General features: G+C 68.9%; 31 protein-coding genes. 23 read left to right on the forward strand and 8 right to left on the reverse strand.

All coding sequences use genetic code 11. From position 1 onward, the window contains the following. The first annotated feature begins 68 nt into the window (after positions 1–68). From FVO59_RS07570 to FVO59_RS07600, 7 genes are all read left to right on the forward strand, one after another. Complete coding sequence (locus tag FVO59_RS07570; protein WP_083428829.1) at positions 69–356, forward strand: WXG100 family type VII secretion target; 288 nt, start codon at positions 69–71, stop codon at positions 354–356. 183 nt (positions 357–539) lie between these two features. After that, positions 540–827 (forward strand): WXG100 family type VII secretion target, encoded by a 288-nt coding sequence (locus FVO59_RS07575; RefSeq protein ID WP_083428829.1) that lies wholly within the window; start codon positions 540–542, stop codon positions 825–827. A 164-nt stretch (positions 828–991) separates the two neighbouring features. Then, positions 992–1,180, forward strand: coding sequence for a hypothetical protein (locus FVO59_RS07580; protein WP_182256231.1), 189 nt, complete (start codon positions 992–994; stop codon positions 1,178–1,180). Then, positions 1,177–1,458, forward strand: coding sequence for a hypothetical protein (locus tag FVO59_RS07585; protein WP_182256233.1), 282 nt, complete (start codon positions 1,177–1,179; stop codon positions 1,456–1,458). Before FVO59_RS07580 ends, FVO59_RS07585 begins: the two co-directional genes overlap by 4 nt. Before the next feature lie 3 nt (positions 1,459–1,461). Beyond that, positions 1,462–3,024 (forward strand): alpha/beta hydrolase, encoded by a 1,563-nt coding sequence (locus FVO59_RS07590; RefSeq protein WP_182256235.1) that lies wholly within the window; start codon positions 1,462–1,464, stop codon positions 3,022–3,024. Next, positions 3,021–3,518, forward strand: coding sequence for a hypothetical protein (locus tag FVO59_RS07595; protein ID WP_182256237.1), 498 nt, complete (start codon positions 3,021–3,023; stop codon positions 3,516–3,518). The genes FVO59_RS07590 and FVO59_RS07595 overlap by 4 nt, the downstream gene beginning before the upstream one ends. After that, positions 3,515–4,165, forward strand: coding sequence for a hypothetical protein (locus FVO59_RS07600; protein WP_182256239.1), 651 nt, complete (start codon positions 3,515–3,517; stop codon positions 4,163–4,165). Before FVO59_RS07595 ends, FVO59_RS07600 begins: the two co-directional genes overlap by 4 nt. An 11-nt stretch (positions 4,166–4,176) precedes the next feature. On the opposite strand, the gene FVO59_RS07605 is transcribed toward FVO59_RS07600, so the two are convergent. Both FVO59_RS07605 and FVO59_RS07610 read right to left on the reverse strand, forming a co-directional pair. After that, a complete protein-coding gene (locus FVO59_RS07605; RefSeq protein WP_182256241.1) occupies positions 4,177–4,635 on the reverse strand; it encodes a recombinase family protein in 459 nt (152 codons plus the stop codon). Positions 4,636–4,677: 42 nt separating this feature from the next. Next, positions 4,678–5,667, reverse strand: a complete 990-nt coding sequence (locus FVO59_RS07610) for a malate dehydrogenase (protein WP_182256243.1) — start codon at positions 5,665–5,667, stop codon at positions 4,678–4,680. A 51-nt stretch (positions 5,668–5,718) separates the two neighbouring features. On the opposite strand from FVO59_RS07610, the gene ypfJ reads away from it, so the two are divergent. Next, positions 5,719–6,594, forward strand: a complete 876-nt coding sequence (gene ypfJ, locus FVO59_RS07615) for a KPN_02809 family neutral zinc metallopeptidase (protein WP_182256245.1) — start codon at positions 5,719–5,721, stop codon at positions 6,592–6,594. Positions 6,595–6,626: 32 nt separating this feature from the next. Here the strand turns inward: ypfJ and FVO59_RS07620 are convergent, their stop codons facing one another. Next, positions 6,627–8,357, reverse strand: coding sequence for an aldehyde dehydrogenase family protein (locus FVO59_RS07620; RefSeq protein WP_182256247.1), 1,731 nt, complete (start codon positions 8,355–8,357; stop codon positions 6,627–6,629). Positions 8,358–8,386: 29 nt separating this feature from the next. Beyond that, positions 8,387–8,650: a glutaredoxin domain-containing protein gene (locus FVO59_RS07625; RefSeq protein ID WP_182256249.1), complete on the reverse strand. Its 264-nt coding sequence runs from the start codon at positions 8,648–8,650 to the stop codon at positions 8,387–8,389. A gap of 120 nt (positions 8,651–8,770) precedes the next feature. Between FVO59_RS07625 and FVO59_RS07630 the strand changes: the two genes are divergently transcribed. Further along, positions 8,771–9,982, forward strand: a complete 1,212-nt coding sequence (locus FVO59_RS07630; protein ID WP_182256603.1) for a glycosyltransferase — start codon at positions 8,771–8,773, stop codon at positions 9,980–9,982. A gap of 3 nt (positions 9,983–9,985) precedes the next feature. On the opposite strand, the gene FVO59_RS07635 is transcribed toward FVO59_RS07630, so the two are convergent. Continuing rightward, positions 9,986–10,345 (reverse strand): hypothetical protein, encoded by a 360-nt coding sequence (locus FVO59_RS07635; protein ID WP_182256251.1) that lies wholly within the window; start codon positions 10,343–10,345, stop codon positions 9,986–9,988. 109 nt (positions 10,346–10,454) lie between these two features. On the opposite strand from FVO59_RS07635, the gene FVO59_RS07640 reads away from it, so the two are divergent. The 3 genes from FVO59_RS07640 (at position 10,455) to FVO59_RS07650 (ending at position 12,585) form a co-directional block, all read left to right on the forward strand. Then, positions 10,455–10,949, forward strand: a complete 495-nt coding sequence (locus FVO59_RS07640; protein WP_259363500.1) for a winged helix DNA-binding protein — start codon at positions 10,455–10,457, stop codon at positions 10,947–10,949. A 131-nt stretch (positions 10,950–11,080) separates the two neighbouring features. Then, positions 11,081–12,220: a low temperature requirement protein A gene (locus FVO59_RS07645; RefSeq protein ID WP_182256605.1), complete on the forward strand. Its 1,140-nt coding sequence runs from the start codon at positions 11,081–11,083 to the stop codon at positions 12,218–12,220. Positions 12,221–12,327: 107 nt separating this feature from the next. Then, complete coding sequence (locus FVO59_RS07650) at positions 12,328–12,585, forward strand: DUF6458 family protein (RefSeq protein ID WP_182256255.1); 258 nt, start codon at positions 12,328–12,330, stop codon at positions 12,583–12,585. Positions 12,586–12,651: 66 nt separating this feature from the next. Here FVO59_RS07650 and FVO59_RS07655 read toward each other — a convergent pair whose 3' ends face one another. The 3 genes from FVO59_RS07655 to FVO59_RS07665 all read right to left on the reverse strand — a co-directional run bounded on the left by FVO59_RS07655 (position 12,652) and on the right by FVO59_RS07665 (position 15,757). Continuing rightward, positions 12,652–13,572: an NADP-dependent oxidoreductase gene (locus tag FVO59_RS07655; protein WP_182256257.1), complete on the reverse strand. Its 921-nt coding sequence runs from the start codon at positions 13,570–13,572 to the stop codon at positions 12,652–12,654. Between the two features lie 167 nt (positions 13,573–13,739). After that, positions 13,740–14,288, reverse strand: coding sequence for a hypothetical protein (locus tag FVO59_RS07660; RefSeq protein ID WP_182256259.1), 549 nt, complete (start codon positions 14,286–14,288; stop codon positions 13,740–13,742). After that, positions 14,288–15,757, reverse strand: coding sequence for a deoxyguanosinetriphosphate triphosphohydrolase family protein (locus FVO59_RS07665; RefSeq protein ID WP_182256261.1), 1,470 nt, complete (start codon positions 15,755–15,757; stop codon positions 14,288–14,290). The genes FVO59_RS07660 and FVO59_RS07665 overlap by 1 nt, the downstream gene beginning before the upstream one ends. A 166-nt stretch (positions 15,758–15,923) precedes the next feature. Between FVO59_RS07665 and FVO59_RS07670 the strand changes: the two genes are divergently transcribed. The 11 genes from FVO59_RS07670 (at position 15,924) to FVO59_RS07720 (ending at position 24,414) form a co-directional block, all read left to right on the forward strand. Further along, positions 15,924–16,856, forward strand: a complete 933-nt coding sequence (locus tag FVO59_RS07670) for a PfkB family carbohydrate kinase (RefSeq protein WP_220465711.1) — start codon at positions 15,924–15,926, stop codon at positions 16,854–16,856. Then, positions 16,856–17,533: a deoxyribose-phosphate aldolase gene (deoC, locus tag FVO59_RS07675; protein WP_182256264.1), complete on the forward strand. Its 678-nt coding sequence runs from the start codon at positions 16,856–16,858 to the stop codon at positions 17,531–17,533. Before FVO59_RS07670 ends, deoC begins: the two co-directional genes overlap by 1 nt. Then, positions 17,533–18,309, forward strand: a complete 777-nt coding sequence (locus FVO59_RS07680) for a GntR family transcriptional regulator (RefSeq protein ID WP_182256266.1) — start codon at positions 17,533–17,535, stop codon at positions 18,307–18,309. Before deoC ends, FVO59_RS07680 begins: the two co-directional genes overlap by 1 nt. Then, positions 18,306–19,259, forward strand: a complete 954-nt coding sequence (locus FVO59_RS07685; RefSeq protein ID WP_182256268.1) for a nucleoside hydrolase — start codon at positions 18,306–18,308, stop codon at positions 19,257–19,259. Before FVO59_RS07680 ends, FVO59_RS07685 begins: the two co-directional genes overlap by 4 nt. Before the next feature lie 160 nt (positions 19,260–19,419). Beyond that, on the forward strand, positions 19,420–20,136 hold the full coding sequence (locus tag FVO59_RS07690) for an ECF transporter S component (RefSeq protein WP_182256270.1): 717 nt from the start codon (positions 19,420–19,422) through the stop codon (positions 20,134–20,136). Positions 20,137–20,194: 58 nt separating this feature from the next. Beyond that, positions 20,195–21,058 (forward strand): energy-coupling factor ABC transporter ATP-binding protein, encoded by an 864-nt coding sequence (locus FVO59_RS07695; protein ID WP_182256273.1) that lies wholly within the window; start codon positions 20,195–20,197, stop codon positions 21,056–21,058. After that, positions 21,051–21,947, forward strand: a complete 897-nt coding sequence (locus FVO59_RS07700) for an energy-coupling factor ABC transporter ATP-binding protein (protein WP_182256275.1) — start codon at positions 21,051–21,053, stop codon at positions 21,945–21,947. The genes FVO59_RS07695 and FVO59_RS07700 overlap by 8 nt, the downstream gene beginning before the upstream one ends. Before the next feature lie 10 nt (positions 21,948–21,957). Continuing rightward, positions 21,958–22,851 (forward strand): energy-coupling factor transporter transmembrane component T family protein, encoded by an 894-nt coding sequence (locus FVO59_RS07705; RefSeq protein ID WP_182256277.1) that lies wholly within the window; start codon positions 21,958–21,960, stop codon positions 22,849–22,851. A gap of 29 nt (positions 22,852–22,880) precedes the next feature. After that, positions 22,881–23,519 (forward strand): nucleoside phosphorylase, encoded by a 639-nt coding sequence (locus FVO59_RS07710; RefSeq protein ID WP_182256279.1) that lies wholly within the window; start codon positions 22,881–22,883, stop codon positions 23,517–23,519. Next, on the forward strand, positions 23,516–23,653 hold the full coding sequence (locus FVO59_RS07715; protein WP_182256281.1) for a hypothetical protein: 138 nt from the start codon (positions 23,516–23,518) through the stop codon (positions 23,651–23,653). Before FVO59_RS07710 ends, FVO59_RS07715 begins: the two co-directional genes overlap by 4 nt. Further along, entirely contained in the window at positions 23,650–24,414 is a 765-nt protein-coding gene (locus FVO59_RS07720; RefSeq protein WP_182256283.1) for a nucleoside phosphorylase, read from the forward strand. Before FVO59_RS07715 ends, FVO59_RS07720 begins: the two co-directional genes overlap by 4 nt. The last annotated feature ends 8 nt before the right edge of the window (positions 24,415–24,422 follow it).

Raw genomic sequence — 24,422 nt, forward strand, 5'->3', positions numbered from 1 at the left:
GGTGTTGTTAGTTTTGTGTTGTCGGGCCGGTGGGGTCCGGTCCAATCGATTTACCGGAGGTGTTGACGATGGCCGATTTCGGTGCGTCTTATGCGGAGATGGAGCAGGTGGCGTCGTCGCTGTCGCAGGCTCGTGATGACATTCAGGGTCAGCTGGACACTCTGAAGGGTCAGGTGGACACGCTGCTGGGTGAGGACTTCAAGACGCAGCACGCGTCGGGGAAGTTCGGTGAGGGTTACGGTGAGCTGACCACGGGTCTGAAGACTGCGGTGGATGGCATCAATGACATGTCGGAGTCGCTGCTGGGCATGATGCGTGCGATCCAGGATCTGGATCAGCAGCTCGCCGGCGGCTGAACCCGCGTCTGAGCATTTCGAGAGGGTCGACCACGATGGTCGGCCCTCTCGTCGTGTACGGGGGCACCTCGTGCGGCGGGCGATGGGTAGTTGTCCCCATCGCCTGCCGGGGTGGGGTCTTGTAGCGTGGTGGTTGTCGGGCCGGTGGGGTCCGGTCCAATCGATTTACCGGAGGTGTTGACGATGGCCGATTTCGGTGCGTCTTATGCGGAGATGGAGCAGGTGGCGTCGTCGCTGTCGCAGGCTCGTGATGACATTCAGGGTCAGCTGGACACTCTGAAGGGTCAGGTGGACACGCTGCTGGGTGAGGACTTCAAGACGCAGCACGCGTCGGGGAAGTTCGGTGAGGGTTACGGTGAGCTGACCACGGGTCTGAAGACTGCGGTGGATGGCATCAATGACATGTCGGAGTCGCTGCTGGGCATGATGCGCGCGATCCAGGATCTGGATCAGCAGCTCGCCGGCGGCTGAACCCGCGTCTGAGCATTTCGAGAGGGTCGACCACGATGGTCGGCCCTCTCGTCGTGTTCGGCGCACCTCGCGCGGCGGGTGGGGACTACTCCCCATGGCCCGTCGGCCGCCGGCGCCGATAGCGTGTTCTCATCGGCGGATGTGCCGATACCGGAGGGGGAGACATGTCTGACGAAGACCTGCGTGCAGCGCTGGCCGGGCTGCGTGTGCGCATTCCCGAGTCGGTGCAGGACGCCGACGCGCTTCGCGCAGAGGTGAGGGCGGCCGACGCGGCGCTCGGTGAGCGGCTTCGTGCCGCAGCGGCGCAACGTCATGCGGTCGTACGACGAGACCGGAAGGGGGCGGCACGATGACCGACGTCCGGATGGACCTCGCGCGGCTGGAATCCACCGCGCGCACGGCCAGAGGCCTCGCGACGACCTTCGACGAGGCCGAGGACTTTGCAGACGACCTCGGCGGACTCACCGGGCATGGCGGCCTCGCGAACAAGATCGAGGACTTCGGGGGCAAGTGGGACATCGCGCGCGAGGATCTCCGCGACAATCTGCGCTCGCAGGCCGACTTCATGCAGGCGATCGTCGACACCTTCCGCGATCTAGACGCGCAGATGGCGCAGGAAGGCGAGGGATAGACCATGAGCGTTCTCCCAGGGCATCCGGCGGAGCTGACCTCGCGAGCCGCCGATCTCGTCTCTTCCGCCGAGGTGATCCTCGACGTCATCCAGGAGCTGCGAGGCATCGTCGCCGATGACGAGGGCAAGGCCGTTCAGGCTCTGTACGAGCAGAACGAGGAGATCTCGTCGCAGCTCGAGCGCATCCACCCCCGCTACAAGGGCACGGCGGATGCTATCTCCGAGTACGCCATCGCGCTGACGACCGCGCACGAGGACGCGCATCGCGCTCAGGACGACCTCGACGAGGCGCTCCTCGCACAGGGACGGGCCGACCGTGCACTCGAGGATCTCAACGATCAGGTGAACGCGGCCGACGACCCCGCGCCGTCCCTCACAGACCAGGTGCCGGGTGCACAGCGCGCCGCAGACCAGGCGCTGGCCGCCGTCGGCGCCGCTCGCGATAGGATCGACGCCGCTCGCGACGCGATGAACGAGGCCGCAGAGACGGCGATCCGCCGGATCGACGCCGCGATCGACGCCACGAACGAGGGCTTCTGGGACGGCGTCGGCGAGTTCTTCTCCGACATCGGGGACTTCCTCGCCGGGATAGGCGAATGGATCGGCGACTTCCTCGAAGGCGTCGTCAATCTGCTCAAGAAGATCGCCGACACGATCGCCGCGATCCTTGGCGCCCTCGTGGTGCTGCTGCTCATCGTCGCGATCGGCGCGCTGTTCGGCACGATCGGCCTGATCATCGGTGCCATCATCGCCGGGGTGCTCGCGGCGTTCCTGATCTGGAGCGTGCTGTCGGACGTGCTCAAGGAGACGCCGACGGTCAGCGAGACCGACCCCTACGCCGATGCCAAGGAGAAGACGCCGCCGGACCCGAGCCTCGCCACCGTCCTGGACGGCACCCACGAGGTCGATTCGCTCGGCGGAGAGACCGACAGCGTCGTCAAGATCACCAAGGTCCTCGGGCCCGACGGCTGGTACTACACGGTCACCCTTCCCAGCACGCAGGAGTGGCTCTCGCGCCTGGAGGACAAGGGCGCGGTGAACGACCTCGACAGCAACCTCGCGCTGATGCTGACGCCGGCGCTGCAGACGCAGTACGAGCGTGCGGTGCTGGACGCGATGGCCCAGGCGGGGATCGGCCCCGACGACCCCGTCATGCTCGTGGGCTTCAGTCAGGGCGGGATCATGGCCGGCCACCTGGCCGCCTACAACTCGGACTACAACTGGCAGGCCGTCGTGGCCTCCGGTGCGCCGATCGACCACATGCCCATCCCCGGGGACATCGATGTGGTCTCGGTGCAGCACAATGGCGACCCGGTGCCGCGTCTCGACGCAGTCGCGGGCGACTTCGACAGTGTCGAGCACGGATCGAACTGGACGTCGATCCGCGTCGATCCGCCTGAGCCGAACCCCGTGCTCGGAGTGGACGTCGGCGCGCACAACGCATCCGACTACTCCACGACGCTCGAGAACCACATCGCCCAGGTGCAGTCCGATCATCCCGACCTGGCGAACTTCTTCAACGACAATGGGTACGTGGACACCTCCTACTACCACTGGACCGAGTGATGATCGAACGGGGTGCGGGGCGACGCGGGCTGCTCGCCATCCTGCTGACGGGTGCGCTCCTGGGCGGAGGGCTGACCGGATGCGGCGTGCTGCCAGAGGCGCCCGAGAAGACCGAGGAGACGACGGTGGACTACGGAGACGTGTCGAACGCAGTGACGAAGGCGGTGCCCCGGGTGACGGCGACGGAGGATCCGGGGCGGTGGCGCAACGGCTTCGGCCACGGCTTCGAGCTGACGCTCGTGGTGGGCTCCGCCGAGCCGTTCACGGCTGAGGAGCTGGATGCCGTCGTCGAGGCGATCTGGCGGGCCCTGCCGTGGGAGCCGAACACCGTCCAGCTCTTCGCCGTGACAGGACCGGAGCAGGGGGATCAGATCGTCGACCTCCGTGCCGCGGCGGGCGACCTCGACGATCTGAGAGTGCGGGAAGCGGGGCAGGCGGGCGTCACGCTCACCGGCATGAAGACGCGCTACGGTGCGTGGACGGAGCCCGAATGAGCACGCCGCAGCTGCGGTTCCGTCTGCCAGGACGCTGGTTCTCGGTCGATCTGTCGAGCACCGAGGCCACTGCGGCGTCCATCCGCCGGATCGCGAAGGACTCCGTCGGCCCGGCCGATGACCGCGCTCCTGAGCGCGCACGGGTTCGTCATCAGCTCGAGGAGGCCGTGGCGGCCGGTGCCCGCGGCGACCTGCGCGCGATCATGTTCTCGACCGAGATCGCCCTGGGCACACCGCTGCCTGTCACGCTGCTCGTCTTCGAGCCGGCTGATCTGCGGATGAGCCCGGCGATCGGAACCGCGCCGCAGGCGGTGCTCGCCGTCATGGCCGAGGGGCTGCGGGAACTCGATCCGATCGCGCACGCATCGATGGTCGAGGTGCGCGGCCCCGGTGCGCCTGCGCTTCGCACGCACCGCGTGGAGCCTGTCGCCGACGGCAGCGAGGCCGACGGCAGCACCCGCCTCAGCGCCGACTACTGGATTCCGGTGCCTGGCACCAAGCAGATGCTGCTCGTGCGCTTCTCGACCCCGCTCGGCGAGCTCGAGAACATGATGTGCGCTCTGTTCGACGAATACATCGCCGTCTCGTACTTCACGAACGTGCGACCGCCGTCGCTGCGCGAGCAGCTGCTGGCAGTGAAGGGCTGACGCAGAGCGACTCAGACCGTCGCGTCCGTGAGGTGGCGGGCATGATGCCCGAGCACCTTGACCATGATGCCGCGGCGACGCAACTCGGCGATGGTGCGCGACTCCTCGTCGCGATCGCGGCCGAGCGCGTGCGCGTTGGCGACGACGAGCACGTCTCCGCTGCGCAGGGTCTCGATGAGACGGGCCAGACGGTCTCCCCAGCTCTCGAGGATCTCCGGGGCCGGGTGGCGGAAGCCCTCGATCGGCACACCGAAGCGGGTGAGGTCCTCGCGCTGCTGAGTCACGGACGGCATGCCGTCGCGTGCCACCACCAGACCCACCAGGCGGGCTCCCTCAGGCCGCGCCGACCACCAGCCGTGATCGGCGTTCGACAGGCACTTCTCGCACGTTGCCGCGGCGTGCGGCAGGTGCAGAGGGCTCGTGAGGGCGGCATCCACCACGGCATCCGTCGGGTTCATCGCGTCGCTCATCGTCGTACCTCCGGCATCCATTCTGCCCGAGTGCGAGAGCGGTCAGAGCAACCCGAGCGATCGCACCGTCTCGCGCTCCGAGACCAGCTCCGCGACCGAGGCGTCGATGCGCTGCCTGGCCCAGGCATCCAGCTCCAGCCCCTCGACGATTCGCCACCGGCCGCCGACCGACTGCACGGGGAACGACGAGATCAGCCCTTCGGGCACACCGTACTCGCCGTGGGAGACGACTCCGGCGCTCGTCCAGTCGTCGCCTCCGCGCACCCAGTCGCGCACATGGTCGATGGTGGCGCTCGCCGCCGATGCCACCGACGACGAGCCGCGCACCTCGATGATCTCGGCGCCGCGCTTCGCCACCCGCGGGATGAACGTCTGCTCCTGCCAGCTGCGCACATCGCCCACGGCAGACGCGAGCCGGTCGGCGGCGGGCGCGCCATCGACCGTCGCGTGCGAGACGTCGGGGAACTGGGTGGCTGAGTGGTTGCCCCAGATGGGCACGCGGCGCACGCTCGCCACGGGGGCGCCGAGCGTCTGCGCGAGCTGCGCCCTGGCGCGGTTCTCATCGAGTCGGGTGAGCGCGCTGAACCGCTCCGCAGGCACGCCGTCTGCCGCCGACGCCGCGATGAGCGCGTTCGTGTTGGCCGGGTTGCCGACGACGGTGACGCGGATGTCGGATGCCGCCGACGCGGCGATCGCGCTGCCCTGCGGGCCGAAGATGCCGCCGTTGGCGGCGAGCAGGTCTGCGCGCTCCATGCCAGGGCCGCGCGGGCGCGCACCCACCAGCAGGGCGTGGTTCGCGCCGTCGAACCCGACTGCGGCGTCGTCGCTGACCTCGACGTCGTCGAGCAGCGGGAATGCAGCATCCTGCAGCTCGAGGGCTGCGCCCTCGGCGGCCCGCAGCCCCTGCGGGATCTCGAGCAGCCGCAGCCGGACGTGTTCGTCCGGCCCGAGCATGTCGCCCGCCGCGATGCGGAAGAGGAGTGCGTAGCCGATCTGCCCGCCGGCACCTGTGATCGTGATCGTCGTCGCCATGACCCCGAGCATATGGGGGATTCGCGGCGATATCCGGGGTACCTTTTCTGCATGACATTCAATCCGGATGCCGACATCTCGGGCAACACCACCCGTCGACGCGGCAGGGGCGCCGTCGTCGCAGGCGGCGGCGTGGGCGTGCTCGGCCTCGTCGCGCTCGTCGTCGCGATGCTCGGAGGCCCCGACCTCACCGGCCTGGTCGGCGGCGTGCCCGGCGGCGAGAACCCGCCCGCCTCCAGCGGGGAGAACACACTCGCCGAGTGCGACACGGGCCAGGACGCGAACACGATCGACGACTGCCGCATGGCGGGCGCCGAGGTCGTGCTCAACGACTACTGGGAGAAGCACGTCGAGGGCTACCAGGCGCCGACCCTGACGGTCGTCGACGGGCAGACCTCCACGCAGTGCGGCACCGCGTCGAACGCGGTGGGTCCGTTCTACTGCCCGCCGGAGCAGGGCGTGTACATCGACCCGGACTTCTTCCAGTTGATGCGCCAGCAGTTCGGTGCGTCCGCCGGCGAGCTCGCGCAGCTGTACATCGTCGGGCACGAGTGGGGTCACCACATCCAGAACATCACCGGTGTGATGGAGAAGTACCCCAACAACGGCACCGGTCCTGAGAGCAACGGAGTGCGTACCGAGCTGCAAGCCGACTGCTACGCCGGCGCGTGGCTGGGCGACGTGGCTGAGCAGGAGGACGACAACGGCGTCAAGTACATCCAGACGCCGACGGAGGCGCAGATCCGGGATGCCCTGAACGCGGCGTTCACGGTCGGCGACGATCACATTCAGCAGCAGTCCGGCTTCGTGAACCCGGAGAGCTTCACGCACGGCACCAGCGAGCAGCGTCAGGCGTGGTTCGCCAACGGATACAAGAACGGCCTCGGCGTCTGCGACGCCTTCGCCGTTCCGGGCGACCAGCTCTGATCCTCGTCGAGGAGGAGCGGCCGGTGCAGCCTTCAGGCGCGGAGCGCCTGCAGCAGGGTGCGCAGGAGCAGCAGGATGCCGCCGTGCGCACGGAACCGGGTGAGACCCGCGCTCACCGAGGCGCCGGTGCGCGACGAGACGAACCACGGCGGCTTCGGAAGGATCGTCCGGCGTCCTGAGGGCGAGAGCGACCGGGGGAAGGGGCGGAACGGCCCGCGCACGACCGAGCGCTCGACCCCGTCGAGAAGCAGGGCGTTGTGGACCACGCCGATGCCGCTGCCCACGTCGTCGAGCGTGTTGCCGGGGAACGCTCCCCAGGTGAGCGTCGGCGTGATGAATCCGAACGCGGTCCACGAGTTGATCGCGATCGATCCGTAGCGCAGCTCGGCGATCGCGCGTTCGAAGCCGGTGCCGAGCGAGCTCTCGGTGACCGGATCGATGAGGAGGTTCGCGCCCAGAGTGCCCTGCAGCTCGTCGTTCGCGTGTGCGACCGCGGCGTCCAGGAACGACTGGCCCGTGCCGGGCAGCTCGACCACGCCGAGCACGGGCGCGAAGTACTCGGTGCGCTGCATGGCCGTGGCGTCCTGACCCTCGTCGAGCTCGACGAGGAGACGGTCGGCCAGCACCAGGGCATCCGGGTAGTCCTCAGCCGCCTGCTGCATGCGTGACGGCGAGCCGGGGTACCAGATCGGCCGCTCGGGAGCCGCCGCGTACGCGCGCCGCAGCGCTGTGCGGAACTGCTCGGCCTGCGCCCACTCCGATGACATGATCACGACCTGACCGGCGATGCAGTTGTGTCCGCAGTTCTGCAGGCGCATGGTCGCCACGTGCTCGGCCTGGAAGGCGATGTCGGCATCGCTCCATTCGCCCGGCACCACGATGATCGGCGAGACGCCGCCGAGCTCGGCGGTGATCGGCTTCTTCAGCAGCGGACGGTTCTCACGCCGGCGGCGGGTGGCCTGCGGCTTCTGCCCCCACACGATCGCGTCGAAGGTCGCGGCCGAACCGGTGATGTGCACGTGCACGAGGTCGCGATGCGCGGTGAGGTACGAGCCCACAGCCGGCCCGCCTCGCACGATCCGCAGGAACCCCGGGGTGATCAGCGGGGCCAGGGCGCGCTCGTACACGGGCACCAGGGCGTCCTGCGTGGGGTTGACCTTCAGCAGGGCGACGCGGTTGTGCGCGAGCAGCTCGTACAGCACATCGAGCACGGGGATCGACGTGATGTTGCCGGCGCCGAGCACCAGGCCGACCCCGCCGGGGGCGTCTGGTGTGCGCTGCGCGAGACCCGCGTTCGCGCGGGCCGTGTTCGGGGTGATGCCCGGCTGCAGCCACACCTCGCCACTGAAACCCGACAGCAGGAAGCGGTCGAGCCCGTTCAGCGGGAATGCGCTGATCCGGGTGCGCCCTCCCGGGGCGCGGCCGATGGCGACCCCGTCGAGCGGGAAGCGCCCGTCGGCGAGCTTCGCCAGCGTGTCGACGTAGGCGTCGAGCGCGCCGAGCACCGAGTACGGTCCGCTCAGCCACTCCTCGCCGCGGAGGGGATGCCGCCCGTCGAGCCCCTTGGAATCGGCGGCGGTGTTCGCCCAGTCCTCCGCTGTCGCGGCGACGCTCGTGCGCAGGGCGCGCAGCAGCGTGGCGCGCTGGCCGACGGTGAGGTGCGCCCAGGTGCGTGCACCCTGCTGCAGCACCTCGATGTCGGCATCGAGCGCCTGGCGCGTCGCCTCGTCGAGGTCGGCGTCGAGAGTCGTCTGCGGAGTCATCGTCGTCTCCCGGTGGCGGTGGGTCTGGGTCAGATCAGCGCGAGCTCGCGCAGCTTGGTCTCGACGTCGGCGTTGCTCGGCTCGACGTGGTGGCTCGCATCGGGGTAGACGACGACCGGGATGTTCATGCGGCCAGAGATCTCCTTGGCGACGTCGGCGGCGGCGGGATCGGCGACCAGGTCGATGTACGTGTACTCGATGCCCAGCTCGTCGAGCTGCTTCTTGGTGCGGCGGCAGTCGCCGCACCACTCGGCGCCGAACATGGTGATGGTGTCGGATGCAGGGATGCTCATGCCCTCCAGCCTACGGGCGCCCGCCTGGCCGGGCGCCGTGTGGAGCCTGAGCAGGGCATCCCGTGAAACGATGGATGCTGCATCGCGATGACACCGCATTCCGGTGACACCGCGTTTCCGATGACCGCGGGAGGAGAACAGGTGAGCGCCATCGCCGTCCCGCCGGTGACCGTCATCGTCCCCACGTTCAACGAGCGCGACAACGTGGCCGAGCTCGTCGCGCGCACCTCGGCCGCGCTCGCCGGGGTCACGGCCGAGATCCTGTTCGTCGACGACAGCGGCGACGGCACGATCGACGAGATCGCCCGGGTCGGGGCATCCGCGACCATCCCCGTGCGGGGCATCCACCGCGACCACAACGCAGGCGGCCTCAGCGGCGCGGTCGCGCTGGGTCTCGCCGAGGCGGCGCATGACGTCTGCATCGTGATGGACGGCGATCTGCAGCATCCGCCGGAGCTTCTGCCCGACATGCTCCGCCGATACGCCGAGGGCGGCGCCGACATCGTCGCGGCCTCGCGCTACATCGGCGGAGGGGACTCCGCCGGCCTCGGCACAGCCGTGCGGTACGGGGTCTCGAAGGCGGCGACGGTCGTCACCAAGGCGATGTTCCTGCGGCGCCTGTGGCGCAGCACCGACCCGATGAGCGGATTCTTCCTCGTCGACCGCACCCGCATCGACCTCGACGAGCTGCATCCGCAGGGCTTCAAGATCCTGCTCGAGATCCTCGTGCGCGGTGGCGAGCGCCGCGAGCTGCGCATCGCCGAGGTGCCGATGGAGTTCGACCGGCGCCGGCACGGCGACTCCAAGGCGAGCCTGCGTCAGGGAGTGACCTTCCTCGCGCATCTGGCGCGTCTGCGCTTCGGCAAGATGGGGCGGTTCGCCCTGATCGGCGGCATCGGCGCGCTGGCGAACATCGGCATCATGTGGGCGCTCACCCATCTCGGTGTCGACTATCTGCTCGCGGCGATCGTCGGCGCCGCAGTCACCATCGTCGGCAATTTCGTGCTGCAGGAGCTGTTCGTCTTCCGCGACGATCGCGAGGACGCATCGCGGCTGTGGGTGCGTTTCGCGGCATCCGTGTCGTTCAACTCGGCAGAGGCGGCGCTGCGCATCCCCCTCATGGCCCTGATGGTCGAGACATGGCACATCTCCAGCGTGATCGCCACGGCGATCTCGCTGGTGGTCGCCTTCCTCGCGCGGTTCCTGTTCCACGCCCTGGTCGTGTACGCACCGCGGCGGCGAGCGGATGCCGACGAGCCGCCCACCGACACCGCGGCTCTGCGGATCATGCGGGCGATCGACGCAGAGGCGATGCGACCAGGCGAGCTCTGAGCCTCAGACGGACTCAGGCTGCTCTTCGTGCGGCTCCTCCTGGTGGCCGACGCTGCGGGCTTCGAGGTACGAGCACAGCTCGGCGGCGACCGCGAGCTCGCTGGCGAGGGCGTGCAGCTGGTGGCTGTCGAGCACTGTGTTCTCGTCGTTGGGCTCGAGCGTGACGCTCCAGCCCTCGCCGCCTATGCTGATCGGCTGCATGAAGATGCTCACCGACGAGTTCTTCACCGGAACGATGACGAGGCCGGTGTCCGAGCCGTCGGAGCCGTCCTGGATGATCACACGGATGAGGTCGCCGGCCTCCCGGGCCGATCGGAACTCGTCGAGCCACGCCTCAAGCGTCGCTTTACTCCGAAAAGTCACTGATGTCCTCCGTCACTGCGATTCGGCGGCCTGCTCAGCCGCATGAATCCCTTCCCCTCTCCTATCATGACTGATGCGGGCGCGGCAGGCGGTCGCTGAAGGGGCGGGCGTGACGAAGCTGCAGGCAGACGGGTACTGGTACGACGAGCGTGGCGAGGGCGAGCGCGCGAGAGAGGTCCTCGAGGCGCTTCGCGTGTACCGCGCGGCCGAGCGGGCGATGCGTCGCCGAACCCGCGACGAGATGTCGATGGGCGAGAACGAGCTGCTCGCGCTGCGCTTCCTCTTCCGCCAGCCCGAACGCAGCGCATCGCCGGCCTCTCTCACCGCCTACCTCGCGATCTCGCCGGCGGCGACCGCCGTGCTGATCGATCGGCTCGAGCGCTCCGGCCACCTGGAGCGACCGGCGAACGGCGGCGGTGCGGTCGTGCGGGCCACGGCGCATGCCGATGAGGACGTGCGGCACACGCTCAGCGGCATGCACGAGCGCATGTACGCCGTCGCGGCGGGGATGGACGTTCAGGCTCAGGCCAACGTGACGGCGTTCCTCCGGGCGATGGCCGACGCGGTCGACGATGTGGGGGCGGTGCCCCAGGGCGACGGCTGAACGCACGGCCGAGGGCTGAAGGGGACACGCCGGGGGTCGATCTCCCGCTCGGCGCGCGTGATGAGGCGATCGTGCTCTACCCTGGGCCGGTGAAAGACAACGCCAAGGGGACGCGTTTCGCGCTCGAGCGCATGGTTCATCGCGATCCACGCGAGCCGCATCGCGCCGCGAGCTCGCTCGAGCTGTTCTTCGATCTGGTCTTCGTCATCTCGGTGAGCACCGCATCGAGCGAGCTGCACCACGCGCTGTCCGCAGGGCACGCGGGGTCTGGCATCGTCTCGTATCTGATGGTGTTCTTCGCCATCTGGTGGGCGTGGATGAACTTCACCTGGTTCGCCTCGTCGTTCGACGTCGACGACTGGTTCTACCGGGTCACCACGATCGTGCAGATGGCCGGCGTGATCGTGCTGGCTGCGGGCATCGGACCGGTCTTCGAAGACGAGCACCGCGACTTCACCGTCGTCGTCATCGCGTACGTCGTGATGCGTCTGGCGATGATCGTGCAGTGGCTGCGCGCCGCGCGCCAGGATGCGACTCTGCGTCGTACTGCCCTCGCGTATGCGATCGGGATCGCCGTCGTGCAGGTGCTGTGGATCGGGTTCCTGTTCATTCCGGATGCCGCGACGCTGCCGGTCTTCATCGTGCTGATGCTCGCCGAGCTGGCCGTTCCGGTCGTCGCGGAGCGACAGGGCACGACGCCCTGGCATCCGCATCACATCACCGAGCGCTACAGCCTGTTCACCCTGATCGTGCTCGGCGAGAGCCTCCTGGCCTCGGCGACCGCGATCATCGGGGCGCGCGAGGAGGTCGACACGATCGGGCCGCTGGTCTGGGTCGCGGCGGTCACCCTGGTCTCAGCGGCGGCGATGTGGTGGATCTACTTCTGGCCGCCCCACCATCGCGCGATCTCGGATCGCTCATCGTTCGCGTACGGGTACGCGCACTACTTCATCTTCGCCGCGGCGGGAGCGTTCTCTGCGGGCATCGAGGTGTGGATCGACGACCTCACCGGCCACACCCAGCTGCCGCCGATCGCCGTCTCGTTCGCCACCAGCGTGCCGATCGCGGTGTTCCTCATCGGCATCTGGCTTGTCGCGATCCGAAGCAACGCCGACCGCGTGGTGAACACGGTCGTGCCGCTCGGCGCGCTGCTCGTGCTGCTCGATCCGGTGCTGCCCGTGCCCGTGACTCTCACCGCCCTGATCCTCATCGCGATCGTGACGGTGCTCGTGCTGCGTCGTCCACTGCCTGAGGAAGCCTCCCGCGGCTGACCCGTTCCGCGCCGTCGTTGTCAACCCCATTCTCGGTGCTTCTGCGCGTGGGGATCCTGGAGTGCAGGCGGGCCGTACGGCCCCGCCACCTACGAAGGGAGCAAGTGATGACCATCGGCACCGGAGTCGTTCTGTTCGTCATCGGAGCGATCCTCACTTTCGCACTCAACGTCGACGTCGGCTGGGCGGACCTCGACATGGTCGGCTACATCCTCATGGGAGCCGGCGTCGTGGCGTTCCTCGTCGGCCTCGTGCTGATGGCGCGCCGTCGCCGCACCGATGTGGTCACCCGCACCGAGCCCGCGGCAGGGGGCTATGAGACGCGTCGTTCCACGCGTGCGGCCGGAGACGAAGAGGTCTTCTGACCGCGATGACGTCCGCGCCCGGGTCCCGAGTGAGGCCCGGGCGCGGACTCTGTCCGGGCCGCTTCTTCAGGGGACGATGACGAGCTTGCCGCGCGTGTGGCCGCTCTGGCTGGCGCGGAAGGCGTCGGCGACGCGCTCGAGCGGGAAGGTCTCGGCGACCTCGATCCTCAGGAGCTTCCTGTCGGCGAGCTCTGCGAGGCGAGCGGTCTGCGTGCCGTCGGGTCGCACCCAGATGTGCCGCCCGCCGTGTCGGACGACGGACGGATCCGCGATCGACACGTGCGCGCCGCCGTCGGCGAGCACATCGAGGGTGGTCTCGAGCATCCCGCCGACGAAGTCGGCGACGGCGTCGACCGATCCGCCGGCGATCGCGCGGACGCGCTCGCCGAGCCCATCGCCATAGGTCGTCGGCTCGCCGCCCAGCGCCCGCACGTAGTCGTGATTGCGTTCGGATGCCGTGGCGATGACCTTCGCACCGCGGCTCGCGGCGATCTGCACCGCGAAGCCGCCGACGCCTCCGGCGGCTCCGTGGATCAGCACGGTGCGGCCGGTCAGGTCGCCGAGCGCATCGACGGCCCGCAGCGCCGTGCCGCCGGCGAGGGGGAGGGCGCCCGCCTGCTCCCAGGTGAGGGATGCCGGCTTCCGCGCCACCGCGGAGACGGGAACGGCCACGCGCTCGGCGAATGTGCCGGCGCTGACGGAGTCCTTGCGGGCGTACGCCATGACCTCATCGCCGACCTGGAACTCCGGGGTGTCCATGCCGACGGCGGCCACCACTCCTGCGACATCCCAGCCGGGGATCACCGGGAACTGCGTCGGCATGATCGCATCGAGTCCGCCGGCCATCAGCTTCCAGTCGACGGGGTTCACTCCGGCCGCGCGCACCTCGATGAGCACCGATGCCGGAGCGAGCTTGGGCTCGGGCAGATCACGCACCTCGAGGGCGTCGAGATCCTTCGTGAAGCGGTCGTAGACGACGGCGCGCATGGTGCCTCCTGGACAGTGACGGGTGGCATCCACTCTTCCACGCTGAGAGGTGCCCGGCGCCGCCGCCCGCTCACTCACCGCGCGCGCTCTGGCCGCGAGACCTGCCTTCCAGCACGAGACTTGCGCTGCGCACCGCTGTCTCGTGCTGGAACGCAAGTCTCGTCGGATCAGTCGACAGTGATCACGGTGTGCTCGTTCGTGGCGGTGTCGCAGGTGGTGACCCGCCAGACGGCGCGTCCGCTCTCGATGGCCCGCGTCATGTCGATGATCAGCGGGCTCGGCCACGTCTCGCCGGATTCGGTCGCCGCCGCCAGCGCTCCACTGGCGGTGGGCAGCTGCTCGGCCTCGGTGAGGGTCACCTGGTATGTTCTGAGCGTCCGCAGCTCGCGGGTGGTGACGAGGGATTCCCTGCCCGAGCTGGGGTCGTCTATCGGGTCACCCGCCCAGTCCTGCTGAGGTGAGCGGCTGCGCAGCCGCCACGCCCACTCGTCGTCGATGTACACCAGACGCAGTCCGACGAGCTCGCCGTCGACCGCGTCGTTCTCGGAGACCAGCGACTCGAGGAAGTCCGTCGGCCAGCTCAGCTCGGGCGGCATGCAGGTTCCGGGGAAGTCCTCTCCTGGTTCGACTGACAGACCAGATGGCGGCGGCGGAGTGCATCCGCTGACGGCGACGGCGGTCAGCACGGCGATCGCGATGACGGCTCCTCTGCGCATCACAGCCCCTGGCCCGCATCCCACAGGCGCTCGGTGCGGCCGGCGAGCAGCGCGTCGAGCGAGATGGCCTGGGCGTCGGTCAGCGAGGCGACGTAGTCGATGATGCCGCGTCCGCGGCCGAGGGTCTCGACATCGACGGCCGGTGTGCTCAGGCGGCGATGATCGTCGGTGGCCAGCTCGACGAGGTCGATCAGGCGGCGCGGGGCACGGCGAGCGTCGCGCGGGTCGTCGAGCCAGGCCGTGAAGCCCTCGACGAGCCGTTCGAGGACGCTCGCCTGGCCGCGCTGGTAGACGGCGAGGTCGGGTCTCTCGAGGATGAACCTCTCATGCAGGAACTTCAGCACCGCGACCTCGTGCCAGGCCTGGCGGTTGAGACTGACGTGGCCCGACCGGATGTCCGGATGCCTGTGCACCTCGATCGAGGACTGGAGCCGGGCGATCCAGGCGGTGGTGAACCTGGCGAGACCGCGTTCGCTGGCCAGCGAGCCGTCGAAAGGCTCGGCGACGAGACCGTCGATCACCTCGGACGACACCTTCGCGACGGCCTCGCTGAACGCGTCGGGGTCGGCGATCCAGCTGTCCTTGCTCTGCATCCGGCGCCAGAGCAGCTCGAGCGAGTGGCCCGGCGTGCGGGTGTCGGCGGCGAGGGTCGCCTCGTCGGCGGCACGTAGCTGGGCGAGGTCGCGATGCCACGAGCGGAACTCGGCCGACAGGGTCGCCGGGTTGAGCAGTCCGGCCCGGTAGAAGTCGTCGAGGTCGTGCAGCGAGTAGGCGATGTCATCGGAGATGTCCATGATCGAGCACTCGACGCTCTGCTGGCCCTCGACGATCGCCGGATACGCGGACAGCGCCTGCCTGGCATCCGGTTCGTCGATCGCGTAGAAGCTGAACTTGCTCGCGCCGCCGCGCCGCGGCCCGCCCTCGCCGCGGCGCCAGGGATACTTCAGCACCGCCGCGCGGACGGCGGAAGTGAGGTTGAGACCGACGCCGGGGCGGTCGTGCTCGTCGAGACGGGTGAGGATGCGGTAGGTCTGCGCGTTGCCCTCGAATCCCTCCGCGAGTCCGAAGCGGGTGCGGGCGAGGCGGTCGAGCGTCTGCTCGCCGAGGTGGCCGAACGGCGGATGCCCGAGATCGTGGGCTGCCGCTGCGGCCTGCACCACGACCGGGTGCGCCCCGCCGAGTTCTGCGGCGATCCGGCCGGCCTCGTCGCCGCGGGTCTGCAGGTGCGTGGCGATGGCGCGCGCGACGGCGGCCACCTTGATCGAGTGCGTGAGGCGATTGTGCACGGCCAGACCGGCACCCGCCTGCGAGATCACCTGCGTCACCGCGGACAGGCGCGAGTAATAAGGGGAGAACCGGATGCGCTCGACATCGACGCGGAACTGCGGATGCCCCTCCGCCCGCTGGAACTCGTCGAGCGTCTCGGGCAGTCGTCGCGTCTGACGGGGATCATCCGGCTGCTGAGGCATGCAGTCAGTGTGGCACGTGTTCGACCCGTGTCGATTCATGCGCATACGCGCACATTTCCCCTCTCTTCCCGCTCATATGAGCGCAGACGCCATGGATGATTGACAGCCGGCTGAGAGCCTCCGTATGGTGCGGATTGTTCAGGTTTGTTCACAAGGTGGTGGATGAATGATCGCAGTGATCGGCGGCTACGGCCAAGGTCTCAGCATGCGCGTCCCGCGCAGCCCCGAAGCGGGGGAGACGGTGGCAGGCGGGGTGCTGCGCGTCGACCACGGCGGCAAGGGGTCGAATCAGGCCGTCGCCGCCTGCCGGCTCGGCGCTGACGCACGGATCATCACGGCGCTCGGCGACGACGACGCGGCTGCGGCCGCGCGTCAGCTCTGGGCCGACGAGGGCGTCGAGGACCACGCTGTCGAGATCGCCGGGATGTCGACCATGACCGGATTCATCATGGTCGAGCCCTCGGGCGAGAACCGCATCTGCATCGCCGACGGCGCGCTCTCGGCTCTCCATCCCGAGCACATCGACGCACCGCTGTCCGGCATCGGGCCCGGGGATGTCGTGCTGGTCTCGATGGAGATCCCGGCGGATGCCGCCGAGCGGGCGCTGCGGCTCGGCAGAGAGCGCGGCGCGTTCATCATCCTGAATCCCGCGCCCATGTCGGAAGAGGTCCTGCCGCTGCTGCGCCTTGCAGACATCATCACCCCCAACCGGCGCGAGCTCGCCACGATGGCGGCATCCGCCGAGCCGGGCACCGCAGACGAGGTGGCCGGCTGCTGCGCTCGTGCGCGAGAGCGCACTGATTACACGGGAGCGATGCTCGTCACCCTCGGCGCGGATGGCGCGCATCTCGACGACGGAGACGGCGGATCGGCGTCGATCGAACCCGTCGCGGTCACGGATGCCGTCGACACGACCGGCGCGGGAGACGCCTACTCGGCTGCCCTCGCGGTCGCGCTGCACGAAGGTGCCGACGTGCGTCAGGCTGCCCGCTTCGCGGCGGCAGCCGGTGCGCTCGCCGTCACCCGCGATGGCGTGCTGCCCTCGCTCCCGCACCGCGACGCCCTCGACCGACTCATGAACTCAGGAGTGAAGAGCTGATGAACGCACCCGTCGACACCGAGCTGGCATCGCGCATCCAGCACACGCTCATCGCTGCGGGCGTCACCCGAGATCAGATGATCGCTCACGCCCGCGAAGCGATCACCTACGGATTCGCTGCGGCGATGGTGCCCGGCTCGTGGGTCGACGTCGTGGCGCGGGAGCTCGAGGGCACCGCCGTGCAGGTCGCGTCGGCACTCGACTTCCCCACCGTCGGAGTGATGACGACCACCGGCAAGGCCCGCGAGGCCGAGGAGCTGGTGCGGCTCGGCGCGCACCAGATCGACATGGGCGTTCAGATCGGATGGCTCAAGTCGGGTGACTGGGATCGCTTCAGCGCCGACATCCGCGCCGTGGTGGCCGCCGGAGTACCGGTGAAGGTCATGCTCGAGCTGCCGCTGCTCACCCCGCAGGAGCGGGAGACCGCCGTCACGCTCAGCATCGAGGCGGGCGCCGCATACCTGAAGAACGCCAGCAGCGGCGCTGTCGAGATCGCGCATCCCGACAGCATCCGCTTCCTCGTCGAACGGGTTCCCGAGGGCGTCGGCGTGAAGGCGTCGGGCGGGATCACCTCGGCCGAGCAGGCGCGGGCGCTGCTGGACGCCGGTGCGCAGCTGCTGGGAACCAGCGCCGGCATCGGGATCGTGACGTCGGGGTCCGGAGAACAGAGCTACTGATGGTCGCCAACTTCGAGCTGGGGAGGGGAAGCGTCAGCCGCGGCACCGGCGAGACGCTTCACGCGCAGATCGCTGAGGCGGTGCGCTCCCGCATCCAGAGCGGAGAGTGGCCCCCCGGTCACCGGCTGCTGCCCGAACCCGCGCTCGCGCAGGAGATCGGCGTGAGCCGGGGAACCCTGCGCCGCGGCCTGTCCGCCCTGATCGCGGACGGCCTGCTGACGCAGATGCCGGGGCTCGGGACTTTCGTGTCCGGCGCGCCGGGGCCTGCCGAGCCGCAGCTTCTGTCGACCCTCGCCGAAGATGTCGCCGGCCAGGGCGTCGCCCTCACCACCGAGGTGCTCGAGATCGGCTATGCGCTCGCCGGAGAGGACGTCGCTGGCAGCCTCCGCCTGGGCGATGGCGCGCAGGTGTTCCGGCTCGTGCGCGTGCGCCGCACGGCCGACGGACCCATCGCGCTGCTGCACAACTTCGTCACGCCCGCGCTGGCACCCGGCATCGACCAGATCGATTTCGCCCAGGAGAGCCTGTTCGGGGTGCTCGAAGAGCGCTACCGCCTCGTCATCGACAACGCCCGGCGCCGGTTCAGCGCGGTCGCCGCTGACGCCGGCACGGCCATGGCCCTCGGCGTCGAGCCGGGAACCGCGCTGCAGTACTTCGAGCAGCTGACCTTCCTCGACGACGGGCGGCCGATCGAGTACTCGCACGTATGGATCGACTCGCGGCGACTCGACGTCGTCGTCAGCCTCTTTCGACACAAGCAGAGGAGTGCCTCATGACCGTGACACGGGTATGGCTGGACTGCGACACCGGCAGCGACGACGCGGTCGCGATCATGGCGGCCGCGCTGCATCCCGACCTCGACCTCGTGGGCGTCAGCTGCGTCAACGGCAACGTGACGCTCGACCATGTCGTCGACAACACGCTCCGCGTGCTGTCGCACATCGGCGTCGACGTGCCGGTGCACCGCGGCGCCGTGCGACCGCTCATGCGCCCGGACTTCCCGGTGCCGCGTCACATCCTCAACCCCGAGGGCTCGGCGTTCCACGCCGACACCCTGCCTCTTCCCGCATCGCCGCTGAGGGAGTCGCAGACGGGGGCGGCTCAGGCGATCGTCGACGCGTTCATGGCCGACGGAGGCGACGAGATCGTGCTCGTGCCGACAGGACCGCTCACCAACATCGCCCTCGCGCTCGCCATCGAGCCCCGGCTCGCCTCGCGGATCAGCCGGGTCGTGCTCATGGGCGGGGCGAGGGGGCAGGGCAACGTCTCGGGTTCGGCCGAGTTCAACATCTGGGTCGACCCCGAAGCAGCCGAGGCGGTGCTCTCGGCGGGCATCCGGGATGTGCTCATCCTCCCGCTCGACGCGACCCACTCGGCCCCGATCTCTCTCACCGACTGCGAGCGGTACGAGCAGCTGGGGACGCCCGCCGGCCGCGCCTCGGCCGACCTGATCAGGCACCGCATCGTCGGCTACGACGACCGCGAGGACACCGGCGACGCCGCGCCGGTGCACGACGCCCTCTGCCTCGCCGCGATCGTGCGCCCCGAGGTGCTGACCCACGTCGTCGAGGCGGCCGTGCACGTCGAGACCCGAGGAGAGCTGACCATCGGAGCCACCATCGTCGACGACCGACCCTGGCGGGACGAGCCGGCGAACGCACGGTTCGCGCTGGCCGCCGACCGGGCGCTGTTCGCGAGCTTCCTCGCAGAAGCGTTCCAACCGTGACCCACACATAAGAAACCGAATCCACCCAACCGGCTGTATCGCCGTCCCCGGACGGCGGGCCCCTGGGGCCCAACCTCGCGGACGGAACAACCCGCGTCCGCGGAGCAGATGCACGGCAACGCTGCCGAGCATCCATCAATCGCATGAGAAAGGCAAGATCATGACCACTGCTCCTGTTGCGTCTTCACCGAAGAAGCGCCGCTCGGGAAGCTCCTCGCTGCCGACGACGATGATCGTGACGCTCATCCCCGTGTGCGTCGCGCTCAACATCGTGGGCGGCATCATCGCCCACACGCTGAAGCTGCCCGTCTACCTCGACATGATCGGCACCGCGATCTCGGCGATCGTGCTCGGCCCCTGGTGGGGCGTGCTGGTCGGCGTGCTCACCAACTCGGGCGCGTCGCTCATCAACGGGCCGACGAGCCTGCCGTTCATGCTCGTCAACATCGTCGGCGCGCTGCTGTGGGGCTACGGCGTTCGTTCGTGGAAGCTCGGCCGCACGATCCCGCGGTTCTTCCTGCTGAACATCATCGTCGCGGTCGTGTGCACCGTTGTCGCCGCTCCGATCATCGTCCTGGTGTTCGGCGGCGCGACCGGCGCCGGTGCCGACGCGCTCACGGGAACGTTCCTCGCGGTCGGACAGAACCTCGTCGGCTCCGTGCTGTCGTCGAACATCCTGACCTCGCTGGCCGACAAGATCATCGGCGGGTTCGTGGCGCTGGCGATCATCGAAGCACTCCCGAAGTCGCTCACCAACGACATCGACATCATCAAGGCGACGCCGCTCAAGGGCATCCTGATCGCTGTCGCCGGCATCGTCGTCGGCGTGCTCGTCGTCGTCGTGTTCCTCGCGATCAACGCCGGCGGCGGCGCCTGATCCGATCCACCCATCGACCCGGGGGCGACGGTGCCGTCGCCCCCGGCTGGGAGACATCATGACTGAACCCATCGTCAGCTTCCGCAACGTGAGCTACTCGTACCCGAGCGGCGAGGGCCTCGCCCTCGATTCCATCGACCTCGACGTGCAGCCCGGCGAGTACGTCGCCATCCTGGGGCTGAACGGCGCCGGCAAGACCACGCTCGGCCTCTGCGTCAATGGCGTGGTGCCCACCATGCTCGGCGGTGAGCTGCAGGGCACCGTCACCGTCGCCGGCCTCGACGTCGCCGACTACCCCGTCCGTGAGATGGCGAAGGTCGTCGGCATGGTCTTCGACAACCCCGAGTTCCAGATGAGCCAGATGTCGGTGGCCGAGGAGATCGCGCTCGGGCTCGAGAACTCCGGCGTGCCGCACGACGAGATGGTGAGGATCATTCCCGAGACCCTCGCCATCGTCGGGCTGGCCGGCTTCGAGGAGCGATCCCCGCTCGGACTCTCGGGCGGGCAGCAGCAGCGTCTCGCGATCGCCGCGGTGCTCGCCATGCGCCCGCAGATCCTGATCATGGACGAGCCGACCTCCAACCTCGACCCCCTCGGCAAGCAGGAGGTGTTCGACATGGCCGCCAAGCTAAACCGCGACGAGGGAATGACGGTCATCGTCATCGAGCACGAGGTCGAGGTCATGGCGCGCTACGCCGACCGGGTCGTGGTGCTCGACGGCGGCCGGATCGTCATGAACGGCACTCCAGCCGAGATCTTCAGCCGCGTCGATGAACTCGCCGCACTCAAGCTGCGCGTTCCCGAAGCCGCAGCCGTGGCGGCGATCCTGCGCGCTCGCGGCATGTGGGAGGGCCCCATCCCCACCCGCACCGAACCGGCCGTCGAAGCGGTCGACCGACTCCTGGAGGCTCACCGTGGCTAAGAAGGCCCTCACCCCTCAGCTGATCGATCCGGCCACCGGACGCAGTCCGCTGGCGATCGACGTGACCGGGGCCGGATTCGTGTATCCGACCGGCGACGTGGTCGCCCTCAGCAACGTCGACCTGCAGGTGCAGCACGGCGAGATCCTCGGCATCATCGGCCAGAACGGATCGGGCAAGACCACGCTCACGAAGCTGTTCAACGGTCTGCTCAAGCCCACCTCGGGGCATGTGCTGGTCGACGGTGTCATCACCTCGGAGCGCACCGTCCAGCAGATGGCTGCGCATGTGGGCTACGTGTTCCAGAACCCGAACCACCAGCTGTTCGCCAGGACGGTCACGGCCGAGCTCGAGTTCGGACCGCGCAACATCGGCATGACCGAAGAGGAGATCGGCGAGCGCGTCGCCCACGCGATCGAGTTCTTCGGCCTCGGAGACGTCGTCGACGAGCATCCGTACCGCGTCAGCTTCCCGATCCGGAAGCTGGTCGGCATCGCATCCGTCGTCGCGATGAACCCGTCGATCCTCATCCTCGACGAGCCCTCTACCGGCCAGGATCACGACACCACCCACGTCATCAACACGCTCATGCGCCGCCTTCGTGACGAGGGCACCACCGTGATCTGCGTCTCGCACGACATGCCGCTTCTCGCAGACGTCGTCGAGCGCGTGATCGTGATGAAGAGCACCCAGATCATCGCCGACGCCTCGCCGCGCGAGGTCTTCGCCGACAAGGCCCTCATGGCCCGCACCAACCTCCAGGCTCCGCAGGTGACCGAGATCGCCCTCCAGACCGTCGTCCCCCTCGGCGGTTCGATCGCGCTGACGCCCGACGAGCTCGCCGACGACATCTCCGCCCGGCTCGGTGCCGTGCAGCGGACCGTGAACTGAGGAGAACGACATGTCCATGCAGGGAGGCCTCCCCATCGCCATGATCGCGGGAGATTCCGTGATCCACCGCATCCACCCGCTCGTGAAGATCGTGTGGGTGGTCGGATACGTTCTTCTCGCGTTCTCGACGCAGAACATCATCATCCTCTACACGATGGCTGCGCTCGCGTTCCTGTTCGCGGCGCTGGCTGGCGTTCTGCGCCCGCTCTCGAAGGCGCTCATCATCATCGTCCCGACGGGTGCGTCGCTGCTCGCGCTGCAGATCCTCGCCCCGGCGGCGCCGAAGCCGTGGACGTCGATCGGGCAGATCGGTCCCGTCGAGCTGTACGGCGACGGCCTGTACTACGGGTTCGTGCTGCTCGGCCGCATCCTCTGCTGCCTCATCCTCGCTCTCGTGATGGTCATGACCACGCATCCGAGCGATCTCTTCACGACGTTCGCCCGGCTCAAGGTGCCGTACACGTTCAACTTCATGCTGGCGATGACGCTCCAGCTGATCCCGGTGTTCCAGCGCGAGGTGGGCATCATCATGAGCGCTCAGAAGTCGCGAGGAATGAAGGGCAGCGGCTTCCAGGCCGTGCTGCCGAGCTTCGTGCCGGTGTTCGTCGGCGCAATCGAGCGAGTGCAGCAGCTGTCGATCTCGCTGGAGTCGCGCGGGTTCGGGTCTGACGGCGTGAAGACAAGCTATCGCCAGGTGCACGGCCGGCCGATGGACTGGGTGTTCGGCGTCGTCGGCATCTCGGTGATGGTGCTGCTCGTCGTGCTCTCGTTCATGAAGGGCTTCTGGAGCCTGGCGCACGAGGTGCAATTCGCTCCCGGTTTCGTGTTCTGGACGTTCGTGGTCGCCGCGTCGCTGTTCCTCGCGATGATCGGCACCGCGCTCGTCTTCTCCCTCAAGCGGTGACCCGCTCGACTCAACGGAAGGTACGCACAATGCAGGCACAGGATCGTCAGCATCACATCCAGGTGGCGCCGGGGGAGGTGGGGCGCTATGTGCTGCTGCCGGGTGACCCCGGCCGCAGTGAGCCGATCGCGCGGCTGTTCGATGAGCCGCGTCTGGTGGCGCGCAATCGCGAGTACGAGACGTGGTCGGGGTATCTCGACGGCGAGCTGGTGTCGGTGACGTCGACGGGCATCGGATGCCCGTCTGCGGCGATCGCGCTGGAGGAGCTGGTGAAGGTGGGCGCCGACACGTTCATCCGCGTCGGCACCTCCGGGTCGCTGCAGCACGATATCCGGTCAGGCGACCTCGGGGTGATCAACGCGGCCATCCGCGATGAGGGCACGAGCTCGCACTATCTGCCGATCGAGTTCCCCGCGGTCGCCGACATCGATGTCACGCGTGCGCTCGCGATCGGTGCCCGCTCGACGGGCAAGACCGTGCACGTCGGGGTGAGCCAGTCGAAGGACTCGTTCTACGGGCAGCACGAGCCGGGCCGGATGCCGATGGCGCGGCGCCTGCAGGAGCGCTGGTCGGCCTGGATGGCGGGCGGCGCGATCTGTTCCGAGATGGAGGCGGCTGCGCTGTACATCGTCGCGTCCACCCTGCGTGTGCGGGCGGGGGCATCATGATGATCGCAGGCAACCCCGACATGGTTCCCATGACCGAGGAGGAGCACGCGGCGGCCGCTGTCGGCAACCTGCTGCCGGCGGCCATCGCGGGTCTGCGCGAGCTGATCGCCCAGGACAGGGCGGCGGCATCATGAGCGCGCTGCCCACCGATCGTCAGCATCACATCCAGGTGGCGCCGGGGGAGGTGGGGCGCTATGTGCTGCTGCCGGGTGACCCCGGCCGCAGTGAGCCGATCGCGCGGCTGTTCGATGAGCCGCGTCTGGTGGCGCGCAATCGCGAGTACGAGACGTGGTCGGGGTATCTCGACGGCGAGCTGGTGTCGGTGACGTCGACGGGCATCGGATGCCCGTCTGCGGCGATCGCGCTGGAGGAGCTGGTGAAGGTGGGTGCCGACACGTTCATCCGCGTCGGCACCTCGGGAGCCATCCAGACCGACACCGAGACCGGCGAGCTGGCCATCGTCACGGCGGCGATCCGCGACGAGGGCACGAGCTCGCACTACCTGCCGATGGAGTTTCCCGCTGTCGCGCACCCGCTTGTGGTCGACGCGCTGCTGAGGGCCGCGCGCACCACTGGCGCCCGGTCGAGAGCGGGCGTGAGCCAGTCGAAGGACTCGTTCTACGGCGAGGTCGAGCCGGAGCGCATGCCGCTGGCCCGGGATCTGGCAGACCGGTGGCACGCCTGGCGGGCCGGCGGGGCGATCTGCTCCGAGATGGAGGCATCGGCGCTGTTCATCGTCGCGTCGATCCTGCGCGTCCGCGCGGGCGGCGTGATGCAGATGCACATGGAGGGCACGACCGATCACGATCCGCAGCGCACCCTGCTGCTCTCGACGGCAGTCGAAGCGCTCCGCGAGCTCATCCGCGCCGACCGAGAGGGCGGGGTGTGGCCCTGACGGCGTCG

The sequence above is a fragment of the Microbacterium esteraromaticum genome (assembly GCF_014084045.1).
Classification (GTDB): domain Bacteria; phylum Actinomycetota; class Actinomycetes; order Actinomycetales; family Microbacteriaceae; genus Microbacterium; species Microbacterium esteraromaticum_D.

Bases quoted from the DNA above. Each gene is read 5' to 3' on its own strand.
- FVO59_RS07570 (WP_083428829.1), top strand. From the start codon at position 69: ATGGCCGATTTCGGTGCGTCTTATGCGGAGATGGAGCAGGTGGCGTCG.
- FVO59_RS07575 (WP_083428829.1), top strand. From the start codon at position 540: ATGGCCGATTTCGGTGCGTCTTATGCGGAGATGGAGCAGGTGGCGTCG.
- FVO59_RS07580 (WP_182256231.1), top strand. From the start codon at position 992: ATGTCTGACGAAGACCTGCGTGCAGCGCTGGCCGGGCTGCGTGTGCGC.
- FVO59_RS07585 (WP_182256233.1), top strand. From the start codon at position 1,177: ATGACCGACGTCCGGATGGACCTCGCGCGGCTGGAATCCACCGCGCGC.
- FVO59_RS07590 (WP_182256235.1), top strand. From the start codon at position 1,462: ATGAGCGTTCTCCCAGGGCATCCGGCGGAGCTGACCTCGCGAGCCGCC.
- FVO59_RS07600 (WP_182256239.1), top strand. From the start codon at position 3,515: ATGAGCACGCCGCAGCTGCGGTTCCGTCTGCCAGGACGCTGGTTCTCG.
- FVO59_RS07605 (WP_182256241.1), bottom strand. From the start codon at position 4,635: ATGAGCGACGCGATGAACCCGACGGATGCCGTGGTGGATGCCGCCCTC.
- FVO59_RS07610 (WP_182256243.1), bottom strand. From the start codon at position 5,667: ATGGCGACGACGATCACGATCACAGGTGCCGGCGGGCAGATCGGCTAC.
- ypfJ (WP_182256245.1), top strand. From the start codon at position 5,719: ATGACATTCAATCCGGATGCCGACATCTCGGGCAACACCACCCGTCGA.
- FVO59_RS07620 (WP_182256247.1), bottom strand. From the start codon at position 8,357: ATGACTCCGCAGACGACTCTCGACGCCGACCTCGACGAGGCGACGCGC.
- FVO59_RS07625 (WP_182256249.1), bottom strand. From the start codon at position 8,650: ATGAGCATCCCTGCATCCGACACCATCACCATGTTCGGCGCCGAGTGG.
- FVO59_RS07630 (WP_182256603.1), top strand. From the start codon at position 8,771: ATGACCGCGGGAGGAGAACAGGTGAGCGCCATCGCCGTCCCGCCGGTG.
- FVO59_RS07645 (WP_182256605.1), top strand. From the start codon at position 11,081: ATGGTTCATCGCGATCCACGCGAGCCGCATCGCGCCGCGAGCTCGCTC.
- FVO59_RS07650 (WP_182256255.1), top strand. From the start codon at position 12,328: ATGACCATCGGCACCGGAGTCGTTCTGTTCGTCATCGGAGCGATCCTC.
- FVO59_RS07655 (WP_182256257.1), bottom strand. From the start codon at position 13,572: ATGCGCGCCGTCGTCTACGACCGCTTCACGAAGGATCTCGACGCCCTC.
- FVO59_RS07660 (WP_182256259.1), bottom strand. From the start codon at position 14,288: ATGCGCAGAGGAGCCGTCATCGCGATCGCCGTGCTGACCGCCGTCGCC.
- FVO59_RS07665 (WP_182256261.1), bottom strand. From the start codon at position 15,757: ATGCCTCAGCAGCCGGATGATCCCCGTCAGACGCGACGACTGCCCGAG.
- FVO59_RS07670 (WP_220465711.1), top strand. From the start codon at position 15,924: ATGATCGCAGTGATCGGCGGCTACGGCCAAGGTCTCAGCATGCGCGTC.
- deoC (WP_182256264.1), top strand. From the start codon at position 16,856: ATGAACGCACCCGTCGACACCGAGCTGGCATCGCGCATCCAGCACACG.
- FVO59_RS07680 (WP_182256266.1), top strand. From the start codon at position 17,533: ATGGTCGCCAACTTCGAGCTGGGGAGGGGAAGCGTCAGCCGCGGCACC.
- FVO59_RS07685 (WP_182256268.1), top strand. From the start codon at position 18,306: ATGACCGTGACACGGGTATGGCTGGACTGCGACACCGGCAGCGACGAC.
- FVO59_RS07690 (WP_182256270.1), top strand. From the start codon at position 19,420: ATGACCACTGCTCCTGTTGCGTCTTCACCGAAGAAGCGCCGCTCGGGA.
- FVO59_RS07695 (WP_182256273.1), top strand. From the start codon at position 20,195: ATGACTGAACCCATCGTCAGCTTCCGCAACGTGAGCTACTCGTACCCG.
- FVO59_RS07705 (WP_182256277.1), top strand. From the start codon at position 21,958: ATGTCCATGCAGGGAGGCCTCCCCATCGCCATGATCGCGGGAGATTCC.
- FVO59_RS07710 (WP_182256279.1), top strand. From the start codon at position 22,881: ATGCAGGCACAGGATCGTCAGCATCACATCCAGGTGGCGCCGGGGGAG.
- FVO59_RS07715 (WP_182256281.1), top strand. From the start codon at position 23,516: ATGATGATCGCAGGCAACCCCGACATGGTTCCCATGACCGAGGAGGAG.
- FVO59_RS07720 (WP_182256283.1), top strand. From the start codon at position 23,650: ATGAGCGCGCTGCCCACCGATCGTCAGCATCACATCCAGGTGGCGCCG.